The sequence below is a fragment of the Caulobacter endophyticus genome (assembly GCF_003116815.1).
Lineage (GTDB): Bacteria > Pseudomonadota > Alphaproteobacteria > Caulobacterales > Caulobacteraceae > Caulobacter > Caulobacter endophyticus.
This window is the reverse complement of record NZ_QDKQ01000055.1, coordinates 70,390-89,223: the sequence shown is the minus strand read 5'-3', so window position 1 is coordinate 89,223 and position 18,834 is coordinate 70,390. Positions and strand designations below refer to the sequence as shown.

The following is an 18,834-nucleotide window of genomic DNA, read 5'->3' as shown; positions in this document are numbered from 1 at the left end:
ATAGAAGCACCGATGACGTTTCCCGGTCCGGGATTCGCCGTTCAGGGGTCTTGATGTCCGCGCCAGAACTGAGACCCGCCGCCCTGGCGGTCGCCCCGACTCTCGCGGCCATCCTGGCCGCCTCGGCCGGCGTGCTGCTGCTGGCGTCGGGCGCGACGCCGTCGGAGCCGACGCGTTTCGCCATTCTGCTGGCCTTCGCTCCCTCGGCCCTGATCGAGATCAGCCACTTCGTCTCGTCGATCATCGGCCTCGTTCTGGTGCTTCTGGCGTTCGGCCTGCGCGCGCGCCTGGACGCCGCCTGGTGGGCGAGCCTGGTGATGCTGGCGGCCGGGGCGATCCTGGCGATCTTCAAGGGTCTGAACTGGGAGGAGACGGCGACCCTGACCGCCTTCCTCGTGGCCATCCTGCCGTTCCACGAGGCCTTCCCGCGCAAGGCGGCCTTGTCGCGCATGGAGATCACGCCCGGCTGGCTGCTGTCGGCGGCCGCCGCCATCGGCGGGGCGGCGTTCCTGGGCTGGTGGATGTTCAACCACGTCGAATACGCCGACCGTTCGTGGATGCGGATCATGGGCGACCGCGAGGCCGCCCGCGCCATCCGCTCGTCGATCGCCGCGGCGGTGGTGCTGATGGGCATCGGCGTCTGGCGCCTGATCGCCACCCCGGCCACGCCCCCCGTGGTCGACGACACCGACCCCGACTTCGACCGCGTGCGCGCCATCCTGGCCAAGGCCGAAGCCGCCGAGCCGGCTTCGAACCTTGCCCTGCTCGGCGACAAGCGCTTCCTGTTCTCGGCCTCGGGCGAAAGCTTCCTGATGTTCGGCGTGCGCCGCCGCTCCTGGATCGCGCTTGGCCCGCCGATCGGCCGCCACGACGAGCGCATGGAGCTGTTCTGGCGCTTCCGCGAGCTGGCCGACGCCCACGCGGCCCGGGCCGGCTTCTATGCCCTGGGCCCGGAAGACCTGCCCGACACCGTCGATCTTGGCCTCGCCATCCAGAAGACCGGCGAGAGCGCCATCGTGCCGCTGGAGAGCTTCTCCCTGGCCGGCCGCCGCCGCGAGGTCCTGCGCCGGAACTGGCGCAAGGCCGGCGAGGGCGGGGCGGCGTTCGAGGTTCTGCCGGCCGGCGCCGCCATGACCGTGATGGCCGAGCTGCGGGTGATCTCCGACGCCTGGCTGGGCCACCACGCCGGCGGCGAGAAGAGCTTTTCCATGGGCGGGTTCGATCCGCGCTACGTGGCCGAGTTCCCGGTCGCCCTGGTGCGCTCGGAAGGCCGTATCGTCGCCTTCGCCACGCTTTGGACCACGGCCCACAAGGCATCGTTCTCGATGGACCTGATGCGCTACTCCGACGAGGCGCCCAAGAACATCATGGACTACCTGTTCGTCGAGCTCCTGCAGTGGGGCAAGGCGCAGGGCTATACGGCGTTCGAGTTCGGCATGGCTCCGCTGGCGGGCCTGGACGACCGGCCGCTGGCCCCGATCATGTCGCGCGTGGGTCGCCTGCTCTACGAGCGCGGCGAGGGAATCTACAATTTCCAGGGCGTGCGGCGTTACAAGGACAAGTACGATCCCGTCTGGCAGCCGCGCTACATTGCCGCGCCTCGCCGCTGGGCCATCCCTTTCCTGCTCGCCGACATCGGTCTGCTGTCGTCCGGCGGCATGTCGGGCCTGACCAAGCGGCCGCGGCCTAATAGCGCGGGTCGCCCGTCTTAAATCCCAGCAGATTGAGCGCGTGAGCGGCCAGAAGCAGGGTCGCCACAGCCGTCGCCATCATCAGCGGACGCCACGGCGCCATGCGCGGACCCTTTGCAGGGTTGGAAGGACGCGCGCCCAGCCAGCCGAACAGGACGGTGAGGGCGATCGTCGTCGCGCCGGCTATCAGGGTGGTCGTCATTTCCATGGAGCGCAGATGGCCTGCGACAATCGGCCTGGCAATAGGTTAATATGCATTAACACATGGGAACCAAATCATCTGTACATACCTTGGTAACTGTGTCTGTTAACCTGTCCACAGGAACGCTAAATCTAGCGTTTTCCGTCGCGTTTACACGCTAGGAATCGGTGACTAGCGTGGGTCCCCAGGTGCGGGGAGAGCGATTCGCATGACTGCTGCAGCGCCATGGAGCGTAAAGGGAATTGACCCGAAGGCACGGGAGGTCGCCAAGGACCTCGCCCGTCGCTCGGGCATGACCCTCGGCGAGTGGTTGAACCGGATGATCATCGAGGGCGATTCCGCCGGTTTCGATGCGCCTCCCGCCGATCCCGTTAACGATACTGGCCGTTCGAACGGCCGATCCGTTTACCTTGAAGCCGACCGCGCCGAGGCGCCGCCGCGCATCGAGGCGCCCGAGCATCCCGCCGACGAGGTGGGCCGCATGGCGTCGGCGCTCGACCGCCTGACCCAGCGCATCGAGGCCGCCGAGGCCCGTTCGGCCCAGGCCATCACGGGCATCGACCAGTCGGTGCGCGGTGCGCTGCAGCGCCTGTCGCACTCCGAGCGCGAACAGATCGCCGTCGCCGCACGCTTCGAAGGCCTGGCCGACGAGATCAAGACCGAGCAGAGCCGCAACGCCGAACGCCTGCGCCGCATCGAGAACGAGGCCGCCGGCCCGCGCTCTGCCGAGGCCCTGCGCGCGCTGGAAAGCGCCGTCGGCCGCGTGGCCAACCATCTCTATGAAGGCGAGGGCCGCACCCGCGAGACCCTGGCGGCCCTGGAAGCCAAGGTCGCCGCCCGCGATGCCGCGCCGGCCGCCGGCGTGGTCGACGAGGTCGTCGCCCGTCTGCAGGAACGCCTGGAGGCCGCCGAGGCCCGCACCGCCGAGGCGCTGCAGCAGCTGGGCGGTTCGTTCCAGGCTCTGGACACCCGCCTGTCGGCCGTCGAGGGCGACGGCGGCAGCGCCCAGAAGCGTCTTGAGGAGCTGGCCGGCAGCCTGTCGGCCAAGATGGAGGCCGCTCGCGCCGAGATGGCCGCCAAGCTGCGCGAAACGGCCGACGGCCGTTTCGACCGCATGGAGCGCAAGCTGGGCGAGATGACCGCCCACATCCAGGCCGCAGAGGCCCGCTCGGCCCAGGCGATCGAGCGCATGGGCCGCGAGGTCGTGGGCCTGGCCGACGCCTTCAACCGCCGCATCCAGACCTCCGAAGCCCGCCAGGCCAACGCCATCGAGCAGGTCGGCGGCGAGGTGGCCCGCATCGCCTCCAGCGTCGAGCACAAGCTCAATCGCGCCGACAGCGTCCAGGCCCAGGCTCTCGAGAAGCTTGGCGTCGAGATCGCTCGCATCACCGAGAAGCTGGCCGAGCGCATCAGCGCCTCGGAGCGCCGCAACGCCCTGGCGATCGACGACGTCGGCGATCAGGTGGTTAGGGTTACCGACCGCCTGAACCAGCGCGCCGAGCGCAGCTCTCAGGAACTGCTCGACCGCATCCGCCAGTCGGAGGAGCGCACCGCGCGCCTGCTCGACGAGGCCCGCGAGAAGATCGACACCCGCTTGGCCGACGCCCAGCGTCGCCTGGCCGAGACGCCGGCCCCCGCGGTCGCTCCGGCTCGCCAGGCCGCGCCGTCGCCCTTCGACGCCGACCGCTTCTCGTTCGGCGGCGAGGCCGTTTCGGAAGACGTGTTCGACCAGCCGGCCTTCCCGCAGCCCAGCTTCGCCGCCCCCGCCGCGCCGGCGCCGGCTCAGGTCCAGGCCCAGGCTCAGGCGCCGACCGTCGACACCGGCTGGTCGGCCTCGGGCGGCTTCGACGCCGGTTTCCCGGTCGAGGAACCGGAATCCCCGGGCTTCGCCGACGAGGACTTCGAGGCCGCCGACGGTTTCGCCGCGACCCCGCCGGTCGAGGCGCCGTCGTTCGAGGCCGACGCCTTCGATCCCGAGCCTGAACTGCCGATCGCGCCGCCGCGCGCGCTGTCGACCCGCGAGGTCATCGAGCAGGCCCGCGCCGCCGCCCGCGCTGCGGCCGCCGGCGCCGAGACCAAGGCCAAGGCGAAGACCAAGGCCGACAAGGCCGCCGCCAAGTCGCTGTTCTCCGGCTTCGGCAAGGCTCTGCAGAAGAAGGACAAGCGCGGCGCGTCCTCGACCCTGGTCACCGCCCTGCTGGTTTCGGCCGGCGCCGCGGCCCTGGGCGTCGGCGCCGCCGGCCTGACCCTGCTGCCGCGCGACGGCGAAGGCCAGCTGAACGACCGCGTGGCCCGGGCTATCGCCGGTCGCGCGACCGACGTCGAGATCAAGACCGGCGAAGCCGACACCACCCCGGCCCAGCCGCGCGTGTCCATGGCCGTCGTCACGCCGGCCGTTCAGACCAGCGCCACGCCGGTCGACGCCGAGACGCCGGCTCCGGCCGCCGTCGACGAGGGTTCGGCCCTGTTCGCCGAAGCGGTCAGCCGCCTGGAGGCCAAGGATCGCGGCGGCCTCGTTCCGCTGCGCAAGGCCGCCAATCTCGGCCAGCCCAAGGCCCAGTTCCTGCTCGCCAAGATGGCCGAGATGGGCGAGGGCGGCGTCAGGAAGGACCTGGGCGAAGCCCGTCGCTGGTACGAGCGCGCGGCCCAGGGAGGCGATCCCAGCGCCATGCACAATATCGCCCTGTTCGCCTATCGCGGCGACGGCGGCGACAAGAACCTGACCACGGCTGCCAACTGGTTCCGCAAGGCGGCCGAGACCGGCCTCGTCGACAGCCAGTTCAACCTGGCCCAGCTGTACGAGAACGGCCGGGGCGTCGCCCAGAACCCCGCGGAGGCCTATCGCTGGTACCTGATCGCGGCCCGCGCCGGCGACGCCGACGCCCGCGCCCGCGCCACGGCGCTGCGCGGTCAGCTGACGCCGGAAAGCCAGCGCATCGCCGAGCGGTCGGCTGAAGCCTTCCGCTCGCGCCTGGCCGCCGCGCCGCGCACGACCCAGGTGGCGACCGCCGCCGCGCCGTCGGCTGGTACCGCCACCGCCCAGCGCGCCCTGTCCAGCCTCGGCTACTATCAGGGGCCGAAGGACGGCGTGTCGTCGCCCGCCCTGCGGATGGCCGTCCAGGCCTATCAGCGCGACCAGAACCTGCCGGCTTCCGGCGCCCTGGACGGCGAGACGCTGAGCCGGCTGTCGGCCTTCGCCCGATAGCGCAGCCAGCCTTCTGAAGCACCGCAGCGCCCTCGGAGCACGCTCCGGGGGCGTTTTGCCGTCCACTTCCGGCGTGGACCTGACCGCCGACCTCGGTAATAGTCACCGTTTCGACGCAAACCGGGCCGGATGAAACAATCCAGGGCGCGGTCTGGACTAGGATTCACGCGATCGCCCGGGACGCCGGCGGTCGTGAACGGGGCGGGGGAAGGCCTTCGGGCCTGCCGGAGGAGTGACGAGCTGATGACGGAACACGTGAGCGAACGCGTGCCGGTTCCCCGCGCCGTATGGGTGTTCGGCCTCTTCACCCTGGCGCCCTTCATCGTCGCGTCCGGTCTGTTCTGCTATGGGCCTCCGGGCCAGCGCGGCCCGGCCCTAGTGGCGCTGCTGGCCTATTCGACGGCCATGCTGTCCTATCTCGGCGGCGTGCGCTGCGGGCTCGAGATTGACCACGTCCGTCCGCGGTGGGCCACGCTGGGCCTGTCGCTGCTGCCGCCGCTGGCCGGGGTGGCGCTGATGCTGGGCGCCGAGCGCTTCGGCCCGGCCTGGCAGCTTTCCGGTTTCCTGTTCGTGTTCCTGCTGCAGTGGCTGTGGGACGTCACCAGCCATGAAGGCCCCGCCTGGCGGCCTCGCCTGCGCACCTTGCTGACCACGGGTGCGGCTTTGTCATTGGCTTTCGCGCTGGAACAGGCGCTGGCGCTCTAGCGCGTCGCCACGGCCTTTCGCGCCAGCGGATCGTCCAGGCAGGCCCTGGCCACGGCGTGGTTCAGCTTGGCCTTCTTCTTTTCCAGCCGATGGGTCAGCGCGCCGCCCGCCGCCGCGCCGGCGAAGGGCATGACCACGTTGCCGCCGACGCCGACCACGGCGCGGACGATCCGGTGCTCGTTGTACTGCTCGGCCTCGGCGCGGGCCTTGCGGCACTTGGCGCTGTCGTAGCGCGGATGGCTGGCGTCGAGCCTGGCGACGGTGTCTCGCGGCGCGGGATGGGTGGCGCAGCCCGACAGGACCAGCAGGGCGGTGAGGCTCGGGATCAGCGGGCGCATGGGGCGGGGTCTCCCGGGTGGACGTTTCCGGGCAAACGCCGCTGGTAGCGCCAGCGATCCTAGCGTGAAGCTTGCCTTCAGTCCGGCCGCAGCGAGCGCGGCCCCACCGCATGCACCCGCTTGCCGCCCAGGGCGCCGGCCAGGGGCGGAGCGGCGAACAGGTTCGAGAAGGCCTGGTCGAGGATGTTGAGGCCCCCCGTATAGGCTCCGAACGCAGGCAGGATCAGCCGCTGGCCGTCGGTGACGAAGCAGCGCTTGCGCACGCTTCCGCGTCCGCTTGAGACGCGGGCGGCGGGATGCAGGTGGCCGGCCACCTCGCCGGGCTGGGCGCCGGGTTCGGGCTCGTGGCGCAGGATCAGGCCGCCGACGGCCAGCTCGTCGATGATCTGGCCGGGCAGGGCGCGAGGGCCGTCGGCGTCGTGGTTGCCCACGGCCCAGATCAGGTCGCGGCCGACAGACAGGGCCCGCAGGCGCGCTGCGTCGTCGGCGGCCAGGCGATCCTCGGCCGCGCCGTCATGGAAGCTGTCGCCCAGGAAGATCAGCGTCGCCGGCGTCAGGGCCGCGACCTCCGCCTCCAGTCGGTTCAGGGTCTCGCGAGTGTCGTAGGGCGGCAGCATCTGGCCAAAGCGCGCGGCGTAGGACGAGCCCTTCTCGAAGTGCAGGTCGGCGACCACCAGGGCGCGCTCGGCCTCCAGCCACAGGGCGCCGGAGCCACGCAGCAGCACTAGGCGCTGGGCCACCAGCACCGCCAGGCCGCCGCAGTCGCTGGACTGGAACTTGGTCAAGACAGGGCCTCCGCGATCAGGTCTTCCTCCGCCTCGGCCAGGATCATGTCGCTGGCCGCGTCGCCGGGCGCGCGCTCGCGGCCGATCTCCAGCATGATCGGCACGGCGAAGGGCGAAACCTTGTCCAGCGCCGCATGGCGGATGCGGCCCTTGATGCGGGCCAGTAGATCCCCAAGGCGCGCCACGTCCAGCTGACCGGTCGCCGCATCGGCGCGGGCGCACCGCAGCAGCAGGTGGTCGGGCTGATGCTTGCGCAGCACGTCGTAGATCAGGTCGGTCGAGAAGGTCACCTGCCGCCCCGACTTCTCCTCGCCGGGATAGCGCCGCTCGATCAGCCCGCCGACCAGGGCGCAGGCCTTGAAGGCCCGCTTCATCAGAAAGCTCTCGTTGAGCCAGTCCTCAAGGTCGTCGCCCAGCATGTCCTCCGCGAACAGATCGGAAAGATCCAGCTCGTCCATCGGCTTCAGCGACCAGATGTTGAGCGCATAGTCGTTGCAGACGAAGCCCAGGGGCCCGACGCCCAGCCGGTCGAGCCGGCGGGTCAGCAGCATGGCCAGGGTGGTGTGCGCCAGCCGTCCCTCGAACGGATATAGGACCATGTGGAAGCGCTTCCCGCGCGGGAAGGTCTCCAGAAGCATCTCGTCCTCGTCGGGGATCAGCGAGCGGAGCTTCTGGTAGGCCATCCATTCCTGCACGTCGGGGGGCAGGGCGGTCCATTCGGCCTCATCGTGCATCATCTTGCGCACGCGGCCGGCCAGATAGGTCGACAGCGGGAACTTCGACCCGCCCCAGCTGGGCATCTTCGGGTCCTTGTCGGGCGCGGGGGTCACGAAGGCGTCGGCCCCCACCAGGCTGTTGAACCGCCAGACCTGGCCGGCGAAGACGAAGGTGTCGCCCGGCGCCAGCTGCTCGAAATAGCCTTCCTCCGCCTCGCCGATCTTGCGGCCGCCCATGGGGCGACGACCGCCGCCGATGCGCACGTTGACTACCGCCGGCGAGACGATGGCGCCGACGTTCATGCGGTGGCGCTGGATGGCCTGGGCGTTGCGGGCCTTCCAGAAGCCATCCTTGTCCTCCACGATCCGGCGGAAGCGGTCATAGGTCTTCAGGGCGTAGCCGCCGGTGGAGACGAAATCGACGACCGTCTCGAAGTCTTCCCACGACAGGTCCGCATAGGGGCCGGCGGTGCGGACCTCGTCATAGAGGTCGAGCAGCTTGAACGGCTCGGAGCAGGCGCAGCCCATGACGTGCTGGGCCAGGACGTCGAGGGCGCCGACGCGGGCCGGCTCGCCGTCGAGGTGGTTTTCCAGGATGGCGTCGGCGGCGGCGCGGCACTCCAGCATCTCGAAGCGGCTGGCGGGCACGAAGAGAGCGCGGCTGGGTTCGTCCAGCCGGTGGTTGGCGCGGCCGATCCGCTGGACCATCCTGGAGGCTCCCTTGGGCGCGGCCAGCTGGATGACGAGGTCGACGTCGCCCCAGTCGATGCCCATGTCCAGGGTCGAGGTGCAGACGACGGCCCGTAGCTCGCCCCGGGCCATGGCCGCCTCGACCTTGCGCCGCTGCTCGGCCGACAGGCTGCCGTGGTGCAGGGCGATCGGCAGGCCCTCGTCGTTGAGCTTCCACAGTTCCTGGAAGGCGAACTCGGCCTGGAAGCGCGTGTTCACGAACACCAGCGCCGTGCGGCTGGCGGCGATGATGGCGTAAACCTCGGCCATGGCGTGCTGGGCCGTGTGCCCTGCCCAGGGCACGCGGCCGCCGGAGACCAGGACCTCCACCACCGGCTGGGCGCCGCCGGAGCCGTGGACGAGGTCGACGGACGAGCCCAAAACGGAAGGAACCTCCCCCTGTGGGGGAGGTGTCGGCGAAGCCGACGGAGGGGGGAGTGTTTCGGGCGTCTCGAAAGCTGAAACCGTCCCCCCACCGGCGCGCGCCGCCGCCTCCCCCAGAGGGGGAGGTTCTTTTTGGGCTGCGCCGCGTCCCAGCCACCGCCGCACCAGATCCGGGTCGTCCACCGTCGCCGACAGGCCCACCCGGCGCATCCGCGGTGCGAAGGTCTGCAGTCGCGCGATGCCCAGGGCCAGGAGGTCGCCCCGCTTGGAGGGCCACATGGCGTGGGCCTCGTCGACGATCACGCACGACAGGTCGGCGAAATACTCGCGCGCGCCTTCCCAGGCGCAGAACAGGGCCAGCTGTTCGGGCGTGGTCAGCAGGATGTCGGGCGGCCGGATGCGCTGGCGGGCCTTGCGGCTCTCGCCGGTGTCGCCGGTGCGGCTCTCGGCGACGATGGGCAGGCCCATCTCGCGGATGGGCGTCATCAGGTTGCGCTCGACGTCGACGGCGAGGGCCTTGAGCGGCGAGATATAGAGGGTGTGAACGCCGGCCGGGGCGTTGCGGGGCGGGCGTTCGTAGAGTTCGATAAGGCTGGGCAGGAAGCCAGCCAGGGTCTTGCCGCCGCCGGTGGGGGCGATCAGCAGGGCGTCGCGGCCGGCCTTGGCCTTCTCGATCATCGCCAGCTGGTGGACGCGCGGAGACCAGCCGCGGGCGGCGAACCACTCGGAAAAGCGCAGAGGAAGCAGGTCGGCCGGAACCATCGCGGTGGCTATAGCATGTTCCTGTTCTGTTTCTGGCGGGGAATCGACAGTTCAGATCGAACAGCGTGCGAAGTTTGCTCTCGGCCGCCAAGCTTCCTAGGGTCGCCCCCGAAAGTTTTCGGAGTTCGCCATGTCCCGCCGCGCCGCCCTTCTGCTGACCGCCGCCCTGGCCTTGCCGGCCCTGGCCCACGCGCAGGATAGCGGCCCGGTCGATCCGGCCAGGTTGTCGGAGATCACCCGCGTGCTGGCCTCGGACGAGTTCCTGGGCCGCGCGCCCGGCGGCCCCGCCGAGCAGAAGACCACCGACTACATCGCCGGCCAGTTCAAGGCGCTGGGCCTGGAGCCGGCGGGCGATGCGGGCTCCTACACCCAGAAGGTGCCGCTGGTGCACACCCGCATCGACGGCCCGGTGGCCATGAGCTTCGCCACGGCCGGCGGCGCCATGACCCTGGCCCAGGGCGAGCAGGCCCAGGTCATGACCCTCCTGCCGGTCGACAAGGTGGCGATCAAGGATGCGCCGCTGATCTTCGTCGGCTATGGCGTTTCCGCGCCCGAGCGCGGCTGGGACGACTTCAAGGGCGTGGACCTGAAAGGCAAGGTCGCCGTCTTCCTGATCAGCGACCCGGACCTGGAAGCGATCGAGGGGAAGCCCGCCTACGGCAAGTTCGGCGGCAAGGCGGCCACCTACTACGCCCGCTGGACCTACAAGTACGAGGAGGCCGTGCGGCGCGGAGCAGTCGGCGCCCTGATCGTCCACGAGACCCTCGGCGCCGGCTATGGCTGGAGCACGGTGAAGGCCTCGAACGGCGAGGGCTACGACATCGTCCGTCCCGAACCGGCCAAGGAGAAGCTGCAGCTGCAGGGCTGGATCCAGCGCGACGTGGCCGTCGACCTCTTCAAGCGCTCGGGCCTGGACTTCGAGGCGCTGAAGAAGTCTGCGCGGGATCCGTCGTTCAAGCCGGTGGCGCTGAAGGGCGCGGCCTTCTCGGCGGCCTACAAGGTGGCCCACGAGCCGATGGTCAGCCACAACGTGGTCGCCAGACTGCCGGGTACGACCCACGCCGACGAGAGCATCATGTACGCCGCCCACTGGGACGCCTATGGCGTGGGCGCGCCGGACGCGCAGGGCAAGACCATCCGTCCGGGCGCGGCCGACGACGCCATCGGCGTGGCCGGTGTGATCGAAGTGGCGCGGGCCTTCAAGCAGGGTCCGGCGCCGCAGCGCTCGATCGTCTTCGCCGCCTGGACCGGCGAGGAGCGGGGCCTGCTGGGCTCGGAATACTACGCGGTGAAGGCCGGCGACGCCGCGCTCGGCAAGATGGCCGCCAACTACACCCTCGACGTGCTGCAGACGGCCGGTCCCGCCAAGGACATCGTGCTGGTCGGCGCCGGGCAGAACGAGTTGGAGCAGGGGCTGGCCAAGGCCGCCGCCGCGCAAGGCCGCACCGTGACGCCGGACGCCAAGCCCGAGCGGGCGCTGTTCTACCGCGCCGATCACTTCTCGCTGGCCAAGCGCGGCGTGCCGGTGCTGCTGGTGATGGGCTTGGGAGGCGGGGCGGACCTGCTGAACGGCGGCCGTGCGGCCGGCGACGCCTGGGTCGCCGACTACACCGCCCGCTGCTACCACCAGCCGTGCGACGCCTGGAGCGCCGACTGGGACCTGCGCGGCGCGGCCCAGGACGTGGCCCTGGTCTACGAGGCCGGGAAGGCGATCGCCAATTCGCGGGTGTGGCCGGACTGGAACGCCGGTTCGGAGTTCAAGCCGGTCCGCGCGGCCAGCGCGGGTGAGCGGAAATAGGTTTCTACATCCGACCAATCCCCGCGAAAGCGGGGGTCCAGGCTTTTTCTGAAACGCGCGGCGCTCGACGATAAAACACCTGGGTCCCCGCTTTCGCAGGGATTTCACGGAGGTTGGGCGGCGTGCGCCGAGTTCCCCATTCGTTTCCCCGCGCCAAAGTGTTAATCACTGCTCGTGAGCGCGCTTCCCCCGAGTCTTGATCTTGCCCCGGCCCTGGTGGTTCTGCCCGGACCGCGCGCGGGGCTGGCCGATGGTTCGGGCGAGGGCCGGGTGATCCGGCCGCCGGACGCGCGCGACCTGTTCGAGCATGGGCCGGTGCTGGTGGCCCACGCGGCCATGACCGCCAAGCGCCTGAACCTGCACGCGCCGCTGCGCTATCCCGGCATTTTCGACGTGCTGGAGCTCTACGCCTTCACCCGGCCGGCGACCTTCTGCGCGCCGTCGTCGGTGGGCTTGGCCATGGCGCTGGGCTTGCCGGAACCCAAGGGCGCGGCCGCCCAGGCCCAGACCCTGCGTGAGGCCGCCGACTTCCTGCTGCGCGAACTGGCCCTGACGCCCCGTCCGTCGCGTGAAGAAGCCCTGGCCGTGGCCGAGACCCTGGCCCGGGCCGGCTGGTCGTGGGGACCGGCGGTGGTCGGCGCCCTGCGCTCGGTTCCGGTCGGCAATCAGTTCAGAAGCTCGGGCCTCGACGTCTGGAGCCGCCTGGTTGAGTGGGAAGACCAGGCGCCGGTCGGCGAGCCGCTGTCGCGGCCCATCGAGCCGGAAGCCGCCTCCGAGCGCCTGAAGTCGCTGCTGTCCCGCGCGGGTCTCGACGAAGTGCGCGAAGCCCAGGATGCCTACGCCCGCGAGGCCTCGTTCGCCTTCCAGCCGCGTGAGCGCGAGGGGGAGCCCCGGATGATGCTGGCCGAGGCGGGCACCGGCGTCGGCAAGACCCTTGGCTACCTCGCGCCCGCCAGCGTCTGGGCCGAGGCCAACGGGCCGTCGGTGTGGATCAGCACCTACACCCGGGCCCTGCAGCGCCAGATCGAGCGCGAGAGCGCCGCCATTTATCCTGACCCGCAGGTGCGGGCCCGCAAGGCGGTGGTGCGCAAGGGGCGCGAGAACTACCTGTGCCTCTTGAACCTGCAGGAGCAGGTCAACAGCGCCCAGCTGGGCAATGGCGATCTTGTGGGCCTGGCCTTGGCCGCGCGCTGGGCGCGGGTCAGCCGCGACGGCGACATGACCGGCGGCGACTATCCGGCCTGGCTGCCGACCCTGTTCGCCGTGCCGCCGTCGGCCCAGGCCAGCGCCGCCAACCTGGTCGACCGCCGGGGCGAGTGCATCCACGCCGGCTGCCAGCACTATCGCGTCTGTTTCATCGAAAAGGCCGTGAGGGCCTCCAAGCGCGCCGACATCGTCATCGCCAACCACGCCCTGGTCATGACCCAGGCGGCCTTCGACGGCGCGCGCACGGCGCGGGGCCTGAAGGGCGACAACGAGACCACGGCGGTCAAGCGCGTGGTGTTCGACGAGGGCCACCACCTGTTCGACGCCGCCGACAGCGCCTTTTCCGCCGCGCTCTCCGGCGCCGAGGCCGCCGAGCTGCGCCGCTGGATCCGCGGTCCCGAGGGGCGCGGCCGCCGGGGCAGGGGGCTCGAAGCGAGGCTGCTCGATATCCTCGGCGACAAGGAAAGCGCGCGTCAGGCGCTGAGCGCGGTGATCCAGGCCGCCACGGCCCTGCCGGGAGAAGGCTGGTCGGGCCGCATCGCGCCGCCGGACGGCCAGGTCAATCCGATCGGGCCGATTGAGAACTACCTCGTGGCCGTCATCGAGCAGCTGCGCGCGCGGTCCAGCGAGCGTGGCGGGGCCGAGCAGGGCCTGCAATGCGCAGCCCGCCCGGCCGTCGACCTCGTGCGCGAGCGGGCCGGCGAGGCCGCCCGGGCCCTGGCCGGGGTCGAGGCCCCGCTGCTGGCCCTGGCCCGCCAGCTGGAAGACGTGCTCGACGAGGACGCCGAACACCTGGGGCCGTCCGAACGCGCCCGTATCGAGGGCGCGCTGCGAGGCCTGGACCGCCGGGCGCGCATGACCCTGCCGGCCTGGCGCTCGATCCTGAAGGCCATCGACGAGGACGCCGAGGACGATCCCGATTTCGTTGACTGGTTCGAGGCCACCTTCCTTTATGGCCGTGTCGTCGACGCCGCTTGTCGCCGCCACTGGGTGGATCCGACCGAGCCGCTGCGCGCGGCGGTGCTTTCCCCCGCCCACGGCGTTCTGGTGACCAGCGCCACCCTGGTGGACCCGGCCCTGGAAGATCCCTTCGCCCTGGCCGAGATGCGCACGGGCGCGGCCCGCCTGCCGCAGCCGCCCAAGGTGCTGCGCCTGGTTTCGCCCTTCGACTACGAGAAGAACGCCCGCGCCTTCGTCGTCACCGACGTCAATAAAGAGGACGCGCGCCAGGTCTCGGCGGCCATGCGCGAACTCTTCCTGGCGGCCAACGGTGGGGCGCTGGGCCTGTTCACCGCCATCCGCCGGCTCAAAGCCGTGCACGAACGCATCGCGGCGCCCCTGGCCGACAAGGGCCTGCCGCTCTACGCCCAGCACGTCGATCCGCTGGAGGCCGGCGCCCTGGTGGATATCTTCCGCGCGGAAGAGGACGCGTGCCTCCTGGGCACCGACGCCATTCGCGACGGTGTCGACGTGCCGGGTCGCAGCCTGCGCCTGCTGGTCTTCGATCGGGTGCCCTGGCCGCGCCCGGACATTCTGCACAAGGCTCGCCGGACCAAGTTCGGCGGCAAGGGCTATGACGACTCCATCGCCCGCGCCCGTATCAGCCAGGCCTTCGGCCGTCTGATCCGCCGCGCTGACGATAGGGGCGTTTTCGTGATGCTCGATGCGGCAGCCCCCACGAGGCTCTTTTCAAGTCTGCCCGAAGGGGTGACCATCGAGCGACTCACGCTCGTGGAAGTCATTGAAGCGACGGCCGCATTTCTGTCCGAAGCACGCGATTAAACGAGCCGTGAGCATCCTCCGTGGGGGGAGGATTCCAGGAGGAAGACTTGGCGTTTCGTTTGGGGGCGACGGCCCTGTTGTGCGCCGGCCTGATGGCCGGCTCCGCGTCCGCGCAGGAGTTCGTGCGCGGCGACTGCCTTAACGTGGTCCAGCCCACGCGCGGCCTGCGTTTCGAGAACGACGACCACGCCCGCTGGTACAAGCGGTTCTGGACCGGCAACTGCCAGGACCTGAACCTGTGCTTTCCCGGCTCGCCCAACTGGAACGACATCGTCACCAAGCTGCTGGTCAAGGGCGGACCGTCCGAGAAGCCGGCCCTGCTGCCCAAGGCCTGCAAGCTGGGTCAGCTGATCGGCATGGAATGGGCGCGTGACCGCCGCATCAAGCGGATCTCGACCCAGGACCTCAAGCGCTTCTCCAATATCCTCGACGACGCCGGCGACCCTCTGAAGGGCGTCGAGGCGGTCGAGCTCAAGGCGCGCGCCCTGCTGGCCAAGCCGCAGGGCTGATCCTCCAGGCCAAGCCGCCGCCGAACCGTCGTATTGGCGACGTCGCGCCGTCGAATTTGTGCAATCGAACGCGTATAGAGGAGCGGTCGGGGAGAAGAGCAGCAAAGGGAGCGATCCTTATGGCCGCAGCGCGCCTGACCACCACCGATATCGCCATCGACGACCAGGTCGCGCCCAGCGAGGTCCGCTCGTCCCGCGCCCTCGTGCAGGCGGTGCGCTGGCGCAGCGGCCTCTCCCAGGCCGAGTTCGCCAGCGCCTTCGCCATCCCGCTGCCCACCCTGAGCGATCTGGAGCTGGGCCAGAGCCGTCCAGACGCTGCGATGCTGGCCTATCTGCGGGTCATCGATCATGCGCCTGACGTGGTGCGAGAGGCCCTGACGCGCGCCGGCCTCTAGGCTGCTGGATCCGGATGGCCCAGAAGAGGCAGTTCCTCCGCCAGCGGATTCGTAAGATGGCCGATTCCGAAGACTACAGCCGCGGCTTCGGCGGCGAAGCCCTGGCGGCCCGCCTGCGGCGCGCCTCCGAGCGGCTCGACCGCGACGGCGCCCGGGTCTATGCGGCCAGGGGAATTCGGTTCGAGCAGCGCTGGTATGGCGTCCTGCGCCAGCTGGTGGAGCACGACCGGCCGATGGGGGTCGGCGAGATCGCCACGATCCTGCGCATCACCCATGTCTCGGTCAGCGAGGCCAGTCGCTCGATGGAGAAGGCCGGCCTGATCGTCTCGCGGGCATCGGCGCAGGACGGGCGGCGCAGGTTGGTGGAGCTGACCGAGCAGGGGCGGGCGATGGTCGCGCAGCTGACCCCGCTGTGGGAGGCCTTCAACGCCGCCGCGCGCGAGCTGGACGCCGAGGCCGGCGAGATCGTCCGCCTGCTCGACCGGCTCGACGACGCCTTGGATCGTCGTTCGATGTTCGAACGGATCATGGCGGGAATTTCATTGGACGAGGCAAAGGCCGACATGGATATGTAGGGGCCTACATATATCTCGTATCGAGGACCCCATGGACACCACGCGTCGTATCTTCCTGGGAACGGCGGCCTCTGCGCTGGCGGCCTGCGCGTCCGGAGCGGCGACGGCTGCCGGCAAGGCTCCGGCCTTCAAGATCAACGGCAACCTGATGCTGCCGATCGATCCGCAGAAGCCTCTGGATCGCGAGATGCGCGATATGATCAGGAACTCGGGCCTCACGGCGGCCAAGCAGACCATCGGCGGGCCGGGCTCGGAGACCCGGGCCGAGACTGCCCAGTCCATCGCCAATATCGACAAGGCCGTTGCGCTCAATCCCGGCGTCTACCTCAAGGTCGCATCCGTCGCCGACTTCGACCGCGCCAGGGCGACGGGGCGGCTCGGGATCATCTATTCGTTCGAGGCGTCGGAGATGCTGGAGGGCGATCTTGCCGCCATCGACCAGTTCCGCGCCGCTGGCGTGCTGGTGATGGGGCTGAGCTACAACCGCACCACGCCGTTCGCGTCGGGCACGATGTCGTCGCCGTCCACGGGGCTGACGGAGCTTGGCCGCCGCGCCGTCGAGCGGATGAACGCTCTGGGCGTGACGATCGACGTCAGTCACAGCGACGAGCCATCCAGCCTGGGCGCGGTGGCCGCGTCGAGCAAGCCGGTCCTGATCACGCACGCAGGGGCCAGCGCGGTGCATGCCCATCCGCGCAACAAGTCTGATCGGTTGATGCGGGCCATGGCCGAGCGCGGCGGTGTGATGGGGATCTACGAGCTGTCCTACCTGACAACTCCGCCGGCCCAGCCCTCGCTGGACGTCTACTTCGCCCACCTGGAGCATGCCTTGAAGGTGTGCGGCGAGGATCATGTGGGCATCGGCAGCGACGCCCTGCTGTGGCCGTTCGACACCTCGCCCGAAAGCATGGCCCAGTGGAACAGGAGCCTGGAAGAGCGCAAGGCCGCTGGCGTGGCCGCGCCAGGCGAGGGGCCGCCGCCGTTCGTGACCGGGCTGAACCGTCCCGATCGCTTCACCGTCATCGCCGGCGAACTGCGCAGGCGGGGCTATTCGGCGCGGGTGGTCGACAAGGTGATGGGCGGCAACTTCAAGCGGGTCTTCGCCGAGACCTGGACGGCGTAAGGGGCCTCCAGAGCTGGAGCGCGTTGGACGGCGAAACCGCCTGCACTTTCGCCTAACGCGCTCTAACCCTTCTTGCGCTTCTGCGAGAACAGCCAGGTCCGCCAAGCGTCGTCATGCATCATGTCGGGCGGCACCACGTGGGCCATGCCGGAGTACGAGACGAACCGCACGTCGCCGCCGGCGTCGGCCAGGGCGCCGGCCCAGGCCAGGTTGGGGGCGTAGGGGTTCTCGCGGTCCTTGTCGCCGTGGACGATCATCACCGGGGTCGGGGCGACCTTGGCCGCCTGGGTGCGTTCGGGCGGCACGCCGGAGAAGGCGGCCACGGCCGCGAACTTGCCCGGCTCCAGCGCCGCGGCGTTCATCGCCGCCGAACCGCCCATCGAGAAGCCGACCAGATAGATGCGGTCGGTGTCGATCGGCAGGCGGGTCGACAGGTCGTCGATCAGCGCCAGTATGGCCCGCAGGCTGGTCCCTGGGCGTGAGGCCAGCAGGCGGTCGGCGCCCTTGGCGTAGTTGGCGGTGCGGAGCGGGGCCTGGGGCGCCAGCACGAAGGCGGGGAAGGTCTTGGCGGTGCCGGGGCGAGCCCAACTGCGCACGAAGGGACCCATCTGGGCCTTGTTGTCGTGGCCCACCGCGCCCGAACCGTGCAGCACGACCACCAGCGGCAGCTTCTCCTTGGTCGTCGGCGACAGCAGGCGATAGGGCAGGCGCACGCCGTTCGGCGCGGTGAAGCTGGCGGCGGCGAAGGCCTCGGCCGGCGGCAGGTCGGATGGCGTCGGCGCCAGGGGCGTCGTTGCGTAGCTGCGCGTCTCGACCGCTAGCCTGGGCGCAGGGGCGCGCGTCGGCGCGGGCTCCCGCGCGGACGTCGCGGCGCAGGCGCCCAGCAGGAGACAGGCGAGCAAGGTGAGCGGTTTCCGCATGGCGTTTTGCATAGCCTGCTTCGCGCCGCTTGTCTGGAGGCGGAGCAACCCTGGCCGCCGCCTGCGGGTTTAACTTCCGACGCCCTCATGGGGTGAAGCACGGGAGAAACCGGTCATGATCGGTCACAGGCATCACAAGGAAGACGGCCGCCACTTCACGCACGGCACCTCGGCGACCACCGCCGACTGCGCGTCCGAAGGCAAGCTGCGGCCGGAGGACCGTCACATCGAGGCCCCCCACTCGAAGGTGGCCGACAAGCCGCTGGCGGAGAACGAGAAGCACGACCAGTTGGCCGATAAGGTCGAGTGCTCGGAAAGCCGCCAGGAAGCCCTGCTGGACGAGGGCCTGGAAGAAAGCTTCCCGGGCAGCGACCCGGTCAGCGTCAAGCGGATCACCTGATCCGGGGACGGTGTCAGGCTTCGCGCGGGAAGCGCGAGGCGGCGCGTGAGGCGAAGCTGCCGCGGGCGGCTTCGCTTTCTGGCGAAACCGAGGCGGCCGGCATGACGACGCTGCTCTTGCGGCGACGACGACGCTGGCGTTGGGCCGAGATGTCGGAGAAGCGCATGGCCCCGCGCTCGCGGGCGTCGCGGCGGACGGCCTCGATATGGCTGGCCAGGTAGACGACGGCGATGCCGGCGACGTCGGCGGCCAAGTCGGTGAAGCTGGCGCTGCGATGGGCGAAGAGCTGGGCGATCTCGGCGCTGGCGCCCAGCAGGATCGCGGCGATCGCCAGGTCGTTGCGGCGCATCCTCGGGAAGGCCAGGAAAGCCACGGCGGTCAGCCCGCCGAAAGCCAGGGCGTGAGCGGCCTTGTCGCTGAGCCCGAAGGCCTCCTCAAGCCCCTGGAACGGGCCGAGCATCAAGGTCACGGCCGTCGCCGCTCCGGCGAAAAGCACGGCCTTGGCGGCGATAACGACATGGTTGGGCGTCAGCATGGGCTCGGCTCGCGGTGGAGCCCTGAGTCCTAAGGCCGCATGCCTCGCAAACCGTGAAGGAACACAGTCAACGG

General features: G+C 70.2%; 16 protein-coding genes. 10 read left to right on the top strand and 6 right to left on the bottom strand.

Features of this window, described 5'->3' with window-relative positions; translation table 11 throughout:
- The first annotated feature begins 53 nt into the window (after positions 1 to 53).
- Entirely contained in the window at positions 54 to 1,712 is a 1,659-nt protein-coding gene (locus tag DDF67_RS15400) for a phosphatidylglycerol lysyltransferase domain-containing protein (protein WP_109101744.1), read from the top strand.
- On the opposite strand, the gene DDF67_RS15395 is transcribed toward DDF67_RS15400, so the two are convergent.
- Positions 1,687 to 1,893 carry a hypothetical protein gene (locus DDF67_RS15395; protein ID WP_332888330.1) on the bottom strand — a complete coding sequence of 69 codons (207 nt, stop codon included), beginning with the start codon at positions 1,891 to 1,893 and terminating at the stop codon, positions 1,687 to 1,689. The genes DDF67_RS15400 and DDF67_RS15395 overlap by 26 nt on opposite strands.
- A gap of 208 nt (positions 1,894 to 2,101) precedes the next feature.
- Here DDF67_RS15395 and DDF67_RS15390 point away from each other — a divergent pair, with 208 nt between their 5' ends.
- Positions 2,102 to 5,098: an SEL1-like repeat protein gene (locus tag DDF67_RS15390; RefSeq protein ID WP_109101743.1), complete on the top strand. Its 2,997-nt coding sequence runs from the start codon at positions 2,102 to 2,104 to the stop codon at positions 5,096 to 5,098.
- Between the two features lie 243 nt (positions 5,099 to 5,341).
- Complete coding sequence (locus tag DDF67_RS15385; protein ID WP_109101742.1) at positions 5,342 to 5,803, top strand: DUF3429 domain-containing protein; 462 nt, start codon at positions 5,342 to 5,344, stop codon at positions 5,801 to 5,803.
- On the opposite strand, the gene DDF67_RS15380 is transcribed toward DDF67_RS15385, so the two are convergent.
- The 3 genes from DDF67_RS15380 to DDF67_RS15370 all read right to left on the bottom strand — a co-directional run bounded on the left by DDF67_RS15380 (position 5,800) and on the right by DDF67_RS15370 (position 9,517).
- Positions 5,800 to 6,141, bottom strand: coding sequence for a hypothetical protein (locus DDF67_RS15380; protein WP_109101741.1), 342 nt, complete (start codon positions 6,139 to 6,141; stop codon positions 5,800 to 5,802). The two genes, DDF67_RS15385 and DDF67_RS15380, sit on opposite strands and share 4 nt — an antisense overlap.
- Before the next feature lie 77 nt (positions 6,142 to 6,218).
- Positions 6,219 to 6,926: a ligase-associated DNA damage response endonuclease PdeM gene (gene pdeM, locus DDF67_RS15375; RefSeq protein ID WP_109101740.1), complete on the bottom strand. Its 708-nt coding sequence runs from the start codon at positions 6,924 to 6,926 to the stop codon at positions 6,219 to 6,221.
- A complete protein-coding gene (locus tag DDF67_RS15370) occupies positions 6,923 to 9,517 on the bottom strand; it encodes a ligase-associated DNA damage response DEXH box helicase (protein WP_109101739.1) in 2,595 nt (864 codons plus the stop codon). Before DDF67_RS15370 ends, pdeM begins: the two co-directional genes overlap by 4 nt.
- A gap of 130 nt (positions 9,518 to 9,647) precedes the next feature.
- On the opposite strand from DDF67_RS15370, the gene DDF67_RS15365 reads away from it, so the two are divergent.
- The 6 genes from DDF67_RS15365 (at position 9,648) to DDF67_RS15340 (ending at position 16,905) form a co-directional block, all read left to right on the top strand.
- Positions 9,648 to 11,315: a M20/M25/M40 family metallo-hydrolase gene (locus tag DDF67_RS15365; protein ID WP_109101738.1), complete on the top strand. Its 1,668-nt coding sequence runs from the start codon at positions 9,648 to 9,650 to the stop codon at positions 11,313 to 11,315.
- 174 nt (positions 11,316 to 11,489) lie between these two features.
- The gene (locus tag DDF67_RS15360; RefSeq protein WP_109101737.1) at positions 11,490 to 14,303 is read left to right on the top strand and encodes an ATP-dependent DNA helicase; all 2,814 of its coding nucleotides are present in this window, start codon (positions 11,490 to 11,492) and stop codon (positions 14,301 to 14,303) included.
- Positions 14,304 to 14,350: 47 nt separating this feature from the next.
- Entirely contained in the window at positions 14,351 to 14,812 is a 462-nt protein-coding gene (locus DDF67_RS15355) for a hypothetical protein (RefSeq protein WP_233247669.1), read from the top strand.
- A 119-nt stretch (positions 14,813 to 14,931) separates the two neighbouring features.
- Entirely contained in the window at positions 14,932 to 15,207 is a 276-nt protein-coding gene (locus DDF67_RS15350) for a helix-turn-helix domain-containing protein (protein WP_109101736.1), read from the top strand.
- Between the two features lie 56 nt (positions 15,208 to 15,263).
- Positions 15,264 to 15,782, top strand: a complete 519-nt coding sequence (locus DDF67_RS15345; RefSeq protein WP_109101735.1) for a MarR family winged helix-turn-helix transcriptional regulator — start codon at positions 15,264 to 15,266, stop codon at positions 15,780 to 15,782.
- Positions 15,783 to 15,813: 31 nt separating this feature from the next.
- The gene (locus tag DDF67_RS15340) at positions 15,814 to 16,905 is read left to right on the top strand and encodes a dipeptidase (RefSeq protein WP_109101734.1); all 1,092 of its coding nucleotides are present in this window, start codon (positions 15,814 to 15,816) and stop codon (positions 16,903 to 16,905) included.
- 62 nt (positions 16,906 to 16,967) lie between these two features.
- Here the strand turns inward: DDF67_RS15340 and DDF67_RS15335 are convergent, their stop codons facing one another.
- Positions 16,968 to 17,807, bottom strand: a complete 840-nt coding sequence (locus DDF67_RS15335) for a carboxylesterase family protein (protein WP_158278061.1) — start codon at positions 17,805 to 17,807, stop codon at positions 16,968 to 16,970.
- A 133-nt stretch (positions 17,808 to 17,940) separates the two neighbouring features.
- Here DDF67_RS15335 and DDF67_RS15330 point away from each other — a divergent pair, with 133 nt between their 5' ends.
- A complete protein-coding gene (locus DDF67_RS15330; RefSeq protein WP_109101732.1) occupies positions 17,941 to 18,225 on the top strand; it encodes a hypothetical protein in 285 nt (94 codons plus the stop codon).
- Positions 18,226 to 18,238: 13 nt separating this feature from the next.
- Here DDF67_RS15330 and DDF67_RS15325 read toward each other — a convergent pair whose 3' ends face one another.
- Entirely contained in the window at positions 18,239 to 18,760 is a 522-nt protein-coding gene (locus DDF67_RS15325; protein ID WP_109101731.1) for a VanZ family protein, read from the bottom strand.
- Positions 18,761 to 18,834: the final 74 nt, after the last annotated feature.